13 protein-coding genes are annotated in these 12292 nt (G+C 70.1%); 8 read left to right on the plus strand and 5 right to left on the minus strand.

What is annotated here, in order from left to right; translation table 11 throughout:
- From HZ992_RS18175 to HZ992_RS26175, 6 genes are all read left to right on the plus strand, one after another.
- On the plus strand, positions 1 to 990 hold the full coding sequence (locus HZ992_RS18175) for a siroheme decarboxylase subunit beta (RefSeq protein ID WP_209383225.1): 990 nt from the start codon (positions 1 to 3) through the stop codon (positions 988 to 990).
- Complete coding sequence (locus HZ992_RS18180; protein ID WP_371816751.1) at positions 977 to 1462, plus strand: Lrp/AsnC family transcriptional regulator; 486 nt, start codon at positions 977 to 979, stop codon at positions 1460 to 1462. The genes HZ992_RS18175 and HZ992_RS18180 overlap by 14 nt, the downstream gene beginning before the upstream one ends.
- A 7-nt stretch (positions 1463 to 1469) precedes the next feature.
- Positions 1470 to 1952, plus strand: a complete 483-nt coding sequence (locus HZ992_RS18185; protein ID WP_209383226.1) for a siroheme decarboxylase subunit beta — start codon at positions 1470 to 1472, stop codon at positions 1950 to 1952.
- 2 nt (positions 1953 to 1954) lie between these two features.
- Complete coding sequence (gene nirJ, locus HZ992_RS18190) at positions 1955 to 3169, plus strand: heme d1 biosynthesis radical SAM protein NirJ (RefSeq protein WP_209383227.1); 1215 nt, start codon at positions 1955 to 1957, stop codon at positions 3167 to 3169.
- Between the two features lie 61 nt (positions 3170 to 3230).
- A complete protein-coding gene (locus HZ992_RS18195; RefSeq protein WP_245213510.1) occupies positions 3231 to 4754 on the plus strand; it encodes a nitrite reductase in 1524 nt (507 codons plus the stop codon).
- Between the two features lie 118 nt (positions 4755 to 4872).
- Positions 4873 to 5175, plus strand: coding sequence for a DUF4124 domain-containing protein (locus HZ992_RS26175; RefSeq protein ID WP_209383229.1), 303 nt, complete (start codon positions 4873 to 4875; stop codon positions 5173 to 5175).
- A gap of 39 nt (positions 5176 to 5214) precedes the next feature.
- Here the strand turns inward: HZ992_RS26175 and HZ992_RS18205 are convergent, their stop codons facing one another.
- The 4 genes from HZ992_RS18205 to HZ992_RS18220 all read right to left on the minus strand — a co-directional run bounded on the left by HZ992_RS18205 (position 5215) and on the right by HZ992_RS18220 (position 6621).
- Positions 5215 to 5427 carry a hypothetical protein gene (locus HZ992_RS18205; RefSeq protein ID WP_209383230.1) on the minus strand — a complete coding sequence of 71 codons (213 nt, stop codon included), beginning with the start codon at positions 5425 to 5427 and terminating at the stop codon, positions 5215 to 5217.
- Positions 5424 to 5843 (minus strand): hypothetical protein, encoded by a 420-nt coding sequence (locus HZ992_RS18210; RefSeq protein ID WP_209383231.1) that lies wholly within the window; start codon positions 5841 to 5843, stop codon positions 5424 to 5426. The genes HZ992_RS18205 and HZ992_RS18210 overlap by 4 nt, the downstream gene beginning before the upstream one ends.
- The gene (locus tag HZ992_RS18215; protein ID WP_209383232.1) at positions 5840 to 6247 is read right to left on the minus strand and encodes a PRC-barrel domain-containing protein; all 408 of its coding nucleotides are present in this window, start codon (positions 6245 to 6247) and stop codon (positions 5840 to 5842) included. The genes HZ992_RS18210 and HZ992_RS18215 overlap by 4 nt, the downstream gene beginning before the upstream one ends.
- 176 nt (positions 6248 to 6423) lie before the next feature.
- The gene (locus HZ992_RS18220) at positions 6424 to 6621 is read right to left on the minus strand and encodes a YjfB family protein (protein WP_209383233.1); all 198 of its coding nucleotides are present in this window, start codon (positions 6619 to 6621) and stop codon (positions 6424 to 6426) included.
- Positions 6622 to 6708: 87 nt separating this feature from the next.
- Between HZ992_RS18220 and HZ992_RS18225 the strand changes: the two genes are divergently transcribed.
- Both HZ992_RS18225 and HZ992_RS18230 read left to right on the plus strand, forming a co-directional pair.
- Positions 6709 to 8535: a GGDEF domain-containing protein gene (locus tag HZ992_RS18225; protein WP_209383234.1), complete on the plus strand. Its 1827-nt coding sequence runs from the start codon at positions 6709 to 6711 to the stop codon at positions 8533 to 8535.
- A 64-nt stretch (positions 8536 to 8599) separates the two neighbouring features.
- A complete protein-coding gene (locus HZ992_RS18230) occupies positions 8600 to 8974 on the plus strand; it encodes a DUF8738 domain-containing protein (RefSeq protein WP_209383235.1) in 375 nt (124 codons plus the stop codon).
- A gap of 75 nt (positions 8975 to 9049) precedes the next feature.
- Here HZ992_RS18230 and HZ992_RS18235 read toward each other — a convergent pair whose 3' ends face one another.
- Positions 9050 to 12130: a S8 family peptidase gene (locus HZ992_RS18235; RefSeq protein WP_209383236.1), complete on the minus strand. Its 3081-nt coding sequence runs from the start codon at positions 12128 to 12130 to the stop codon at positions 9050 to 9052.
- Positions 12131 to 12292: the final 162 nt, after the last annotated feature.

Consider the following 12292-nt stretch of genomic DNA (forward strand, 5'->3'; position numbering starts at 1 on the left):
ATGGACACACTCGCCCTGCTCAACCGCTGGCAGCACGATTTCCCCCTCGTGCCGGCTCCTTTTTCTGCGATCGCCGCATCGCTCGGCAACACCGAGAGCGAAGTCATCGCCGCCTGTCGCAGTGCGCAGGACGGTGGGGTGATCAGCCGCATCGGGGGCGTGTGGGCCGCCGGCGCCGGCGGCGCGGCGATGCTCTGCGCGCTGGCGGTGCCGGCGAACCGGCTGGAGGCGGTGGCGGCACAGGTCGACGCCGTGCCCGGCGTGAACCACAACTACGAGCGCGAGCACCGCTACAACCTGTGGTTCGTCATCACCGGCGGCGATGCTGCGACGCTGCACGCCAGGCTCGACGTACTGGAGCGCGACACCGGCCTGTGCGCCTTGCGCTTGCCGATGCAGCGCGTCTACCGCATCGACCTGGGCTTCGATCTCGAGCAGGGCCAGGCCGCGCAACGGGCGGCAGACATCGGCACAGGCGTGCAGCGCGTCGCACCGCTCGATGCGCCGCTCGCCGCGCTCGTCGAAGACGGCCTGCCGCTGATCGAGCGGCCGTACGGAGCCTGGGCCGCGCGGCTCGCTCTCACCGAAACCGGCGTCCTGCAGACACTGCGCCGCTGGCTGGCGCAGGGCACGCTGCGCCGCTTCGGCGTCGTCGTGCGCCATCACGAACTCGGCTTCGATCAGAACGCGATGACGGTGTTCGACGTGCCTGATACGCAGGTCGACGCCTGCGGCGCGGCGCTCGCGCGCCAGCCCGGCGTGACGCTGTGTTATCGCCGCGCGCGTGCCGACGGCTGGCCCTTCAACCTGTACTGCATGGTGCACGGCCGCGAACGCGCCGCGGTGCGCCAGCTGATCGACGGCGCCACGCGCGCTGCCGGCCTGCAGGAGCACCCGCGCGAACTGCTGTTCAGCCTGCGGCGCTTCAAGCAGCGGGGCGCGAGCTACTTCCGCGCCTGCACGAAGGAGGCCGAACATGCCGGCGCCTGACGCCCCCACCGACGTGGTCGCGCCCGACCGCATCGACCGCCGCCTGATCGACCGGCTGCACGGCGAACTGCCGCTGACCGAGCGGCCCTTCGCCGACGTCGGCCGCGAGCTCGGCATCTCGGAGGACGAGGTCATCGAGCGGCTGCGCCGCATGCTCGCGCACGGCACGCTGACGCGCTTCGGGCCGCTGTTCCAGATCGAGCGCGCTGGCGGACAGTTCGTGCTCGCCGCGCTCGAGGTGCCGGAGGCGGACTTCGCGCGCATCACGGTCCTCGTCAACGGCCTGCCCGAGGTGGCCCACAACTATCGCCGTGAGCATCGGCTGAACATGTGGTTCGTGGTCGCGGCCGAGTCGCACGAGGCGGCGAACGCGGCGCTCGCCCGCATCGAGCAGCTCACCGGGCTGACCGTGCATGCCTTCCCGAAGGAACGCGAGTACTTCGTCGGTCTGCGGCTTGCGGCGCAGGAGTGAATCCACCATGCAACTGACCGACTTCGACCGCGAACTGATCGCCGCCACCCAGAGCGGCTTGCCGCTGGTGTCTCGCCCCTACGAGGCGGTGGGCGCGATGATCGGCGTGAGCGGCGAGCGGGTGCGCGAGCGCCTGGCGCAGATGATCGAGGAGGGCCTGATCCGCCGCATCGGCGCCGTGCCCAACCACTACCGGCTCGGCTACCTGGCCAACGGCATGACCGTGTGGGACGTCGCCGACGAGCGCGTCGACGAACTCGGCGAGCGCATCGGCGCCCTGCCCGCGGTGAGCCACTGCTACCGCCGACCGCGCGAACTGCCGATCTGGCCCTACAACCTGTTCGCGATGGTGCACGGCCGCTCACGCGACGAGGTGCAGCAGCAGGCCGACACCATCCGCCGGCTGCTCGGCGACGCCTGCCGCGGCAGCGACATCCTCTACAGCAGCGCCATCCTCAAGAAGGCCGGGCTGCGAATTTCTGAAAGCTGAACATGTTCCGCGTCTCCCAATACATGCGCGAGCTGGTGCGCGCCGAAGCCGACGGGCACTACCCGTCGCCCACCACGCGAGGCGCAGGCCCCACGGGCCCGGTGGTGATCTGGAACCTGATCCGCCGCTGCAACCTGACCTGCAAGCACTGCTACTCGATCTCGGCCGACCACGATTACAGCGGCGAGCTGAGCACACCCGAAGTGTTCACCGTGATGGACGACCTGAAGTCCTTCCACGTGCCGGTGCTGATCCTCTCCGGCGGCGAGCCGCTGCTGCGGCCGGACATCTTCGAGATCGCGCAGCGCGCCAAGGCGATGCGCTTCTACGTCGGCCTGTCGACCAACGGAACGCTGATCGACGAGCCCATGGCCGACCGCATCGCGGCCCAGGGCTTCGACTACGTGGGCATCAGCCTGGACGGCATCGGCGCCACGCACGACCGCTTTCGCCGCCTGGACGGCGCCTTCGACCGCAGCCTGGCGGCGATCCGCCTGCTGCATGCGCGCGGCGTGAAGGTCGGCATGCGCTACACGATGACGGCGATGAACGCGCACGACCTCGAGCCGCTGCTCGAGCTGATGCGCGACGAGGGTGTCGACAAGTTCTATTTCTCGCACCTGAACTACGCCGGCCGCGGCAACATCCACCGCGCCCGCGACGCGCAGTTCGCTGCCACGCGTGCCGCGCTCGACCTGCTCTACGAACGTGCCTGGCAGGCCGCGAAAGCCGGCAGCGAGCAGGACTTCGTCACCGGCAACAACGACGCCGACGGTGCGTACCTGCTGCAATGGGTGCAGCGTCGCCTGCCGCGCTGGGCTCAGCCGCTGCGCGAGCGGCTGGTCGCCTGGGGCGGCAATTCGTCCGGCGTGAACGTGGCCAACATCGACAACCTCGGCGTGGTGCACCCCGACACCATGTGGTGGCACCACGCGCTGGGCAGCGTGCGCGAGCGTCCTTTCTCGCAGATCTGGATGGACACGAGCGACCCGCTGATGGCCGGGCTGAAGGCCTCGCCGCGGCCGGTGGGCGGGCGCTGCGCCGGCTGCCAGCACTTCGCACTGTGCGGCGGCAACACCCGCGTGCGCGCCCAGCAGGTCACCGGCGATGCGTGGGCCGAAGACCCGGGCTGCTACCTCACCGACGAGGAGATCGGCCGCGCCAGCGACGCGCCGGCCCGTGTCGAGCTCAAGCCCTTCGCCTACGCGGCGCATTGAGCCCGCCATGAACCGACTCTCCAGCTTCCTGAAGTTTGCGCTGGCAGCAGCGTGTTTCGCGATGGCCGCCGACATGGCGCGCGCCGAGCCTTCCGCACCCGAGCTGTACCGCGAGCACTGCGTGGCCTGCCACGGCGAGCAGCGCCTGGGCGGCATGGGCCCGGCGCTGCTGCCCGAGAGCCTGCAGCGGCTGCGGCCGGCCGAGGCCACGGCGGTGATCGCGAACGGCCGCACCGCCACGCAGATGCTGGGCTTCCGCGACAAGCTCGGTGCCGAGCAGATCGCTGCGCTCGCCAAGTGGATCTACACGCCGGTGAGCCCGGCGCCGACTTGGAGCGAAGCGCAGATCCGCGACTCGCGCACCGCACTCGCCACAGCGGCACAGCTGCCCGCCAAGCCGCAATGGGCGGCCGACCCGATGAACCTGTTCGTCGTCGTCGAGGGCGGCGACCACCATGTCTCGCTGATCGACGGCGATAAGTTCGAGGTCATCCACCGCTTCGCCTCGCGCTTCGCGCTGCACGGCGGGCCGAAGTTCTCGCCCGAGGGCCGTTTCGTCTACTTCGGCTCGCGCGATGGCTGGATCACCAAGTACGACCTGTGGAACCTCGCCGTGGTGGCCGAGGTGCGCGCCGGGCTGAACATGCGCAACGTGGCGGTGTCGGGCGACGGCCGCTGGGTGATGGCCGCCAACTACCTGCCGCACACGCTGGCGCTGTTCGATGCCGACCTGAACCTGCAGCGCGTCTACGGCGCGGCCACGCTGGACGGCAAGGCGACGTCTCGCGTCTCGGCGGTCTACGACGCGCAGCCGCGCAAGAGCTTCGTCGTCGCGCTGAAGGACATCCCGGAGCTCTGGGAGATCTCCTACGATCCGAAGGCCGAGCCCATCCACGACGGCCTGGTGCACGACTACAAGATGGGCGAGGCGATCGCCAAGCCGGGGTACCTGGGCGTGCGCCGCACGCCGCTGGACGAACCGCTGGACGACTTCTTCTTCGACCAGAGCTACCGCCACGTGCTCGGCGCGACGCGGCCCAAGGCCGACGGCAGCCCGAGCGCGCAGGTGGTCAACCTCGACATCCGCCGGCGCATCGCCGCGCTGCCGCTGGCCGGCATGCCGCACCTCGGCTCGGGCATCACCTTCGCGTGGAAGGGCGGCACCGTGCTCGCCTCGCCGAACCTGAAGGACGGCGTGGTGCAGGTGATCGACATGAAGACCTGGCAGAGCGTGAAGAGCATCGCCACGCCGGGCCCGGGCTTCTTCATGCGCAGCCACGAGAACAGCCGCTACGCCTGGGTCGACTCGATGATGAGCCCGACCGCCAGGGATACGCTGACCATCATCGACAAGCTCACGCTGGAAACCGTGGCCCAGGTGAAGGAGCCCGGGCGGACACTCGCGCACATCGAGTTCACCCGCGACGGCCGCTACGCGCTGGCCAGCCTGTGGGAGACCGATGGCGCGCTGATCGTCTACGACGCGCGCACGTTCAAGGAGGTCAAGCGCCTGCCGATGAGCAAGCCGGTGGGCAAGTACAACGTGTGGAACAAGATCTCGCGCTCGGAGGGCACCTCCCACTGAACCGGGGGCCCCTCACTTGCTGGGGAGTGGACTTCCCCCCTTGATTCGGTGTGACTTAGCGCCGCGCGGCTGGATGCCGGCACCGGTACAGTCTCGCCATCAAGCTTTACCTCCGCTCATGAAGTCCCTTCTTTCAGTTCTCGCGCTCGCCTGCCTGGCAATGAGCGCGCAGGCGCAGACCAAGATGTACAAGTGCACCGGCGACGGTCGCACCGTCTATCAGCAGACAGCGTGTGCTTCCGCGGCACCGGCGTCGGCGGCAGCATCGGCAGCAGCAGACAAGGCCGCGACACCTGCCCGTGCCGGCGGCACCCAGAAGGCAGCCCCCGCCGTGCGTACCGCGGGTTCGGGCGGAATTGCAGGCAGCGGGCCTTCCGGATCGGCCGACACTGCCGGTCGCCTGGCCACCTCACGCCCCTGAATCACTGCGGTCCGTCGATGTCCGCTGGCCGCGCCGCGATCAGGCGGCGAAGCGGATCGCGTGGCTCTGCAGATAGCGGTTGAAGTCACCGATGGGCATCGCGGCCGAGCCGCGGGATTCGCCGTCGACCCAGCTGATCGTCGCGTCCTGCGCGGTCTGCTCCACCTCACAGGGTCCCGGGCGGATCACGATGGCCGGGCCATCGCCTTCGCGGTACTCGACCAGGCCGACGATGTGTGCGCTGCGGCTCACAGCAGTTCCTCGACGACGAGGCGGCGGTAGTGCACCGCCAGCGTGGCGTGGCAGGCCCGGGCATGCTGCACCGCGGCGGCCGCCTCGTCCGTGCCGTCCACCTTGACCAGCAGCCAGCGGTAGCCGTTTCTGGCCAGCTCCAGGTACCTGCGCAACAGCGTGATCTCGTAGCCGAAGCCCGCCAGCGGGCCCGCGCCCTCGACCAGCGCCTGCAGTTCTTCCACGCTCTGCCCCGGCGTGAAACGCAGCAGGGACTCCGGCGGCCAGCCGGCTTCGTGCAGGGCATCGATCAGCGCATCGACGTTGCCCTGCGTCGGCAGGCCGACCATGACGTGCCCGACCGGCTGGAATTCGCCGAACGAGGTGGGCACGCTCTCGCTCGACGCGATGTCGCTCGCCGTGCCGGTGACGCTCATGGCCTGTCGGTGGTGCCGTAGAACTTGTGCACGCCGCTGGCCCACGCCGGGTCGGCCATGGACGGCCAGTGGTCCTTGTCGAAGCCTGGGGCGTCCTTGAGCATCTCCAGGGGCGCATTCAGCGTGAAGCGCTTGTTGTCGGTGTCCAGCGTCAACGCGGCCCAGGGCACCGCGAACAGCTTGTCGCCCATGCCCAGCAGGCCGCCGTAGGACAGCACCGCGTAGGCCACCGTGCCGGTGGACATGTCGATCATGAATTCCTTGATGTCGCCGAGGTCCTCGCCGTCGTTGTTGTAGACGTCGTTGCCCAGCAGGGTGTCGGCGCCCATCAGCTCCGGGCCGGGGCCGCCCTCTTCACTGGCATACATGCCGAACCGGTCGCGGGTGACGTAGTTGGTGTCCATGGTGTGTCCTGATGTCGTTGAGGAACGACCCGCAGGCATCGGCACATCGCGCCGCCGCCGTTCGGGTCAACGACAGCGTAGACGGGTGGATTGCTCGTGTCGGTGCGTCAGTTAACACCCGGGCCGCAGGGCGGCGGCCATCGTCTTCGCGCTGGCGGGCGCTTGCGCCCGTGCGCTCAGGCGAAGGTATTGACTTGCGTGCCGAGCGTGCCCGACGTCGCCAGCGCCGGCTGGGGCAGCGACGCGATCAGCTGCGCCGCCGACGAGGCCTGCATGTCCAGCGCCTTCTTCAGCACCAGCACCGAGGCCGCTCCCTGCACCGAGCCCGGTGTGGCGGCCGACGCGCCGGCGGCGGCTGAGGTGATGGAATCCATGGCGGCTCCTTCGTCGACAAGACGGTTGAGCCCTGGGTTTCGGCAGGATCGCGCCGATCTGAAGCCTGCGTCGCGATAATCGCCCGAATGCCTCAAGACCGATCCCAGCCCACGGCGGCCCTGAAGCAGGCGCGGCGCGCCTGGAACCTGTTGCACGTCGACTCCCTGCAGGCCCGGCGCCTGGCCGAGCGGTCGATCGCGGCGGCCACGAGCACCGGCGACGTGGTGGCGGAAGGCTGGGGGCGAGTCGCATTCGGTTACCACTTGCTCTACTTCGGCACCGCCGCCGAAGCGGCGAGCGAGTTGCGGCGCGCGATCGGCTGCTTCGAGCTCGGCGCCGACCGGGCCGGGCACCTGCTGGCCAGCGCCGCCCTGGCGCGCTCGATGTGGCGCAGCGGCCGCGTCCGCGAGGCGCTCGACGCCGTGCTGCCCTTGCGTGACGAGGGCGTGCGCGTGCTGCGCCACGACCAGCGCGGGGTGCTGCTCAACACCATCGCCGGCTGCTACTCGGCGCTGGGCGACTCGGCGCAGGCGTTCGCCCACATGTTCGAGGCGCTGCGCGATGCCGGCCCCTCGCGCGGCCGCGGATTCGACACCGTGCTGCACTGCAACCTCTCGCACGAGCTGATGCAGATCGGCGACAGCGAGCACGCGCTTGCGCACGTCGAACAGGGTCTGGCCGCCTGCAGCCGGCTGAAGAATGCGCGGCTGTTGTGCGTGCTGCTGATCAACCGCGTGGCCTGCCTGACCGAACTGGGCCGCGCCGCCGAGAGCCTGCCGGACGTACGCACCGTGATGGCGATGCCGGCGGATCCCGACGGGCGGGGCAGCATGGAGCCGGCTTTCGAGACCCTGGCCATCGCCGCGCTGCGCGCCGGCGAGCTCGCGCTTGGCGCCCAGCTGGTGGATACGGCTCGGGCCAGCGGCACCTCGGCGATCCCCGACGAGCGCATCGAGCGCATCACGGCGACCGCCCTGCTCTGCCTGGCCCACGGTGACGCGACGCAGGCGGTTCAGGTGCTGCAGGCCTGCCTGCCGGACGCGGGGCTGGACGACGTCGACGGCTTGAGCACGCGCATTCGCGCGCAGTTCTTCGGTGTGCTCAGCGAGGCTCACGAGGCCGCAGGCGACGCCGCGGCCTCGCTCGCGGCGCTGCGGCAATGGCAGCGCCTGCATCAGGTACAGGTGCAGCTGGCTTCGCGGGCGCGCTACCAGGCCGCCACCCTGCAGACCGAGCTGCTGCGCCTGCAGCACCGGCTCGACGAGAACGACGAGCGGCGCCGCCGCACCGAGCGCGCCCGGTCCGAGCTGGTGCAGATCAACGCGGCGCTGTCGCACAAGATCGACGAGGTGCAGGCGCTGCAGGAGGCGCTGCGCCAGCAGGCCATGCGCGACTCCCTGACGGGCCTGTTCAACCGCCGCTACCTCAACAACACGCTGCCCATGCTGTTCGCGCTGGCGCAGCGCGAGGGCCAGCCGATGTCGCTGGTGATCATCGACCTCGATCATTTCAAGCGGGTCAACGACACGCATGGCCACGCCGCGGGCGACCGCCTGCTGGCCGCCTTCGGCGACATGCTGACCGAACACGGCCGCCGCAGTGACGTGCTGTGCCGCTACGGCGGAGAGGAGTTCTGCCTGCTGATGCCGCGCACCACGGCAGACGGCGCGCGCCGCAAAGTGAAGTTGCTGCTGCGCCGCTGGCGCGCGCAGCGCTTCGAGCTGGAGGAAGACACGCTGGAGGGCCTGAGCTTCTCGGCCGGCGTGGCCGACACCTCGCTGGCGCCGGCCTCGCCCGATGCGCTGCTGAAGGCGGCCGACGATGAACTGCTCGCCGCCAAGCGTGAGGGGCGCGGCCGTGTCGGCGTGGCGACGGGCGCGGCGCCGGTCACGATGGCCGTTCAGGCGATCTGAGAGCCCTGGCCCGACCTGCTTCAGCGGCCCACAATCGAGTGGCCATGACGACGGGGAGCGATCGATGAAATCCACTCTGGCCGCGCTGGGCTTGGCCTTCGCCATGGGATGCAACCACATGACCGACGGCAACGCGCAAACGGTGGGCGGCGGCGCACCGGCCGAGATGATCGAGGCCATGCGCGGCGATGCGGCCACGCGCGCCGGCGTGGCGGTTTCGGCCGTCAAGGTCGAGTCCGCGCTGAGCGTCACCTGGCCCGACGCATCGCTCGGCTGCCCGCGCCCGGGCATGCTCTACCCGCAGGTGCTGGTGCCGGGCTGGCGCGTGCGCATCGTCGCCGGTGGCAAGACCTACAGCTATCACGCCGGCCGGCGCGGCAACTGGGCCTGGTGCCCGGCCGATCGGGCGCAGGAACCCCTGCCTGGCAGCGCGATCTGAGCGCCGCAACGAAAAAAGCCCCGGGGCAAGCCCGGGGCTGGTGAACGCAGCGCCGCATGGGCGCTGCGGAGGTCGTCAGGGAGTGTCGATGCGCACCATCGTCGTCGGCAGGCCCGCGCTGCCGCTGTAGCTGACCGCGCCGAGGTAGCGTGTGGCCGCGGCCAGGCCGGTGAAGCCCAGCGACACCGTGCCGGTGGCGCCGGTGGTGGCGGTGGCCGGTGCGCTGACCGTCATGTTGCCCGCGCTGCTGCCGTCGAGCAGCCAGCTGTGCAGCCTGAACGGCGAGCTGCCGACCACGCCCCAGCCCTGCACCACCACCGTGTAGGTGCCGGCGGCCGGGTTGCTCAGGTTCACCTCTTCGGCCGAGGTGCCGCTGCCGCTGCCTCCCACCTGCGTGTTGCCGCGGAACACGCACATGTCGAGGTCGCTGCCTGCATTGACGTCGGCATCGAACAGCGAGAAGCGTGCGTAGGTCGTGCCGGCCGGGATGTCGACCGCGATCTGCTGCGCGTTCGGCGAGGCCAGCGAGCAGGTGCTGTCGGTCGGATCATCGGCCACCACGCCGGCCGTGACGGCTGCCGGCACCAGGCCCACCGGCGAGGCGCCGAACGGGCCGCTGAAGCCGAAGGTGACGTCGTAGTTCAGCGCGGCGCCGTTGCCGTTCACCTGGGCCGGTGCGCTCAGCGCCACCGGACGCACCACCATCGGCACGCGAACCACGTGGGCAGCGGCGTCGGACAGGGTCAGCTGGCCACCGGTGTAGGCGTTCAGGCCGGCGGAAGTGCGCGTGATGGTGATGCGCAGCTTCTGCTTCGCACCTGCGGCGATCGTGAACGAGGCCGGACTCACCGAGACGCTCATGCCGGACATGCCGGACACCGAGGCGTTGTAGGTGGACGCCGACTTGCTCACGTTGGTCACCGTGCGCGTCACCGTCACCGAACCGGCCATCGCGCCCAGCGCGATCGACGCGCTGTTGAAGTTGCCTGCGTCGGTGGAGTAGCCGGCGTTGCGCAGCGCCGAGCAGGTGCCGGCCGCGAGCAGCTTGCCTTCGCAGAGGAAGGCCAGCCAGTCGTTCCAGCCGGAGTCGAACACGAGGCCCGGGTCGAGCGCGTTGTTCGGGCGCACATGGCCCGCGCCCTGGCGGAAGATCAGCACCGGGTTCGAGGTCGGCGCCGGCGTGCCGCCATCGAGCACGTCACCGGCCGAGGTCATCAGCGCCGACTTGATCGCCATCGGCGACCAGTTCGGCTTCGCCTCCTTGAACAGCGCCGCGATGCCGGCCACGTGCGGGCTGGACATCGAGGTGCCGCTGAGCAGGTCGAACAGGCGGCCGCCATAGTTCGGCGGCGCGACACCGGCGAGGATGTCCTGCCCCGGCGCGATCAGGTCCGGCTTGAGCAGGCTGCCCCCGCCGGCCAGCAGCGGGCCACGCGACGAGAACGACGCCGTGAAGGGCGCCGCGGCCACGGTCGACAGCACGCTCGACGAGATGCTCGCCGTGGCACCGGTGGTGGCGGCGTAGTCGTTGACTGCCGTGCGGTCGGTGCTCTGCAGGTGCACCGTGGGCACCATGTGGAAGTCGGCATTCAGCGAGTTGGTGCTGGTGTTCACGAGCACCATGCCCACGCCGCCCGCAGCCTGCACGGCTTCGCTCTTGGAGACGCGCGCAGTCACGCCGCGATCGCACACGACGATCTTGCCGGCCACCTTGGCCGGGTCGAGCACGGCCGTGCCACCGTTGTCTGCCGCCGTGAAGCACAGCGCCAGGGCCGTCGCATCCGCACCGGCCACACCGGCGTGGATGGATCGGATCAGCGGCGCCGGGCCCACGCCCGCGGCTGCCGAGGACGCGCCGGAGTACGTCGCGCCGTTGCCCAGCGTCACCGAGCCGTTCACCTCGCGGTTGTGCGTGCCCGCTGCCACCGTGGTCAGCCACGGGCTGGGGTGCGCCACCGTCGAGCTGGCCGGGCCGCTGTTGCCGGCCGAGGCGGCGACGAACACGCCCGCATCGGCCGCGAAAAGGAAGGCCACTTCCACCGGATCGAGGAAGTTGGTCAGCGAGCCGCTGATGGAGAAGTTGATGACGTCCACGCCGTCGGCCACAGCCTGGTCGATGGCCGCCACCGAGTCGGTGCTGAAGCAGCCGCCCTCGAGACCGTTGCCCCAGCAGACCTTGTAGGCCGCGATGCGCGCGCGCGGCGCGATGCCGCTGACCTTGCCGAACACCGCCGCCGGGCCGGTGGCCTGCACGTTCTGGTTGCCGCCCGCGGTGGTCGCGGTGTGGGTGCCGTGGCCGTCGAAATCGCGCGGCGACAGGAACTCGTAGGGGAAGTTCGCCTTCACGCCCGCGTTGCCGCCGTAGCCGGCGTTGTAGTACTGCGCGGCGATCAGCTTCTGGTTGCAATGGCTGGCGTTGAACGCCTCGCCCGGCGTGCACTTGCCGTTCCAGCCAGGGATCTGCTGGTAACCGAGCTTGCCGTCCTGCGTGCCGTTGCCGTTGGTGTCGGTGCGATCCGACAGGCTCGGGTGCTCCGGCCAGATGCCGCTGTCGACGATGCCGATGACCACGCCCTCGCCCTTGCCGGCGGTGCTCCAGAAGCCGCCGGGGGTGCTCAGGCCGAGAAAGGCCGGCGTGGTGGCGGTGTCGAGCTTGCGCTTCTCGTCCTTGGTGACCGAGATCACGCCGCCGCTCATTGCGAGCTTGGCGGCCTGCATCTCGGTGAGTTCGGCGGCGAAGCCGTTGAACACGTAGCCGTAGCTGTATGCCTTGCGCGCACCGCCCACCGAAGCCAGCAGGGTGTCGTGGCGGCCATTCAGGTAGCCGACGTAGCTGCTGACGTCGGGGCTGCTCGAGTCGAGCTTCTTGCCCTGTGCAGGCTTGGTGGCCTTGAAGCCGGCGATGCCGCCTTCGTAGGCCGCTGCGGGGGCCTCGGCGAGCTGCACGATGTACAGGCGGTTGGAGGCGCGATTGGAAGTCCCGTCGACCCGCGCGGCGACTTCCTTGCCGATGCTGGGCGCATCGACCTTGACGGCCAGCGGCGCGACACGCGTCGCATCGTCCGTCGAACCGCCGCCACCGCAGGCGGCCAGCACCGCCGACAGCAGCGATGCCAGCGGCATCGCCCAGCGGCGGCTCAGGTTGGGAGTCCTCATGTTCTGCTTCTCCTTGGGGTGCGCCGCCGGCCGATCGGGCCGGAGCAACGCTGTGGATCGGTCGTTCCCCCCCTCCGACAGAAGGGACGTATGCACATTTCTTCACGGATCCCTCTTTGCGTCAAGCAGGGCCGACCGTGGACCCGCGGGTTTACCGACCCC

The organism is Rhizobacter sp. AJA081-3 (genome assembly GCF_017795745.1).
GTDB lineage: Bacteria > Pseudomonadota > Gammaproteobacteria > Burkholderiales > Burkholderiaceae_C > Piscinibacter.

What these genes read in the sequence shown, in the direction of transcription:
- HZ992_RS18175 (WP_209383225.1), top strand. Translation starts at nt 1, where the DNA reads ATGGACACACTCGCCCTGCTCAACCGCTGGCAGCACGATTTCCCCCTC.
- HZ992_RS18180 (WP_371816751.1), top strand. Translation starts at nt 977, where the DNA reads ATGCCGGCGCCTGACGCCCCCACCGACGTGGTCGCGCCCGACCGCATC.
- HZ992_RS18185 (WP_209383226.1), top strand. Translation starts at nt 1,470, where the DNA reads ATGCAACTGACCGACTTCGACCGCGAACTGATCGCCGCCACCCAGAGC.
- nirJ (WP_209383227.1), top strand. Translation starts at nt 1,955, where the DNA reads ATGTTCCGCGTCTCCCAATACATGCGCGAGCTGGTGCGCGCCGAAGCC.
- HZ992_RS18195 (WP_245213510.1), top strand. Translation starts at nt 3,231, where the DNA reads ATGGCCGCCGACATGGCGCGCGCCGAGCCTTCCGCACCCGAGCTGTAC.
- HZ992_RS26175 (WP_209383229.1), top strand. Translation starts at nt 4,873, where the DNA reads ATGAAGTCCCTTCTTTCAGTTCTCGCGCTCGCCTGCCTGGCAATGAGC.
- HZ992_RS18210 (WP_209383231.1), bottom strand. Translation starts at nt 5,843, where the DNA reads ATGAGCGTCACCGGCACGGCGAGCGACATCGCGTCGAGCGAGAGCGTG.
- HZ992_RS18215 (WP_209383232.1), bottom strand. Translation starts at nt 6,247, where the DNA reads ATGGACACCAACTACGTCACCCGCGACCGGTTCGGCATGTATGCCAGT.
- HZ992_RS18220 (WP_209383233.1), bottom strand. Translation starts at nt 6,621, where the DNA reads ATGGATTCCATCACCTCAGCCGCCGCCGGCGCGTCGGCCGCCACACCG.
- HZ992_RS18225 (WP_209383234.1), top strand. Translation starts at nt 6,709, where the DNA reads ATGCCTCAAGACCGATCCCAGCCCACGGCGGCCCTGAAGCAGGCGCGG.
- HZ992_RS18230 (WP_209383235.1), top strand. Translation starts at nt 8,600, where the DNA reads ATGAAATCCACTCTGGCCGCGCTGGGCTTGGCCTTCGCCATGGGATGC.
- HZ992_RS18235 (WP_209383236.1), bottom strand. Translation starts at nt 12,130, where the DNA reads ATGAGGACTCCCAACCTGAGCCGCCGCTGGGCGATGCCGCTGGCATCG.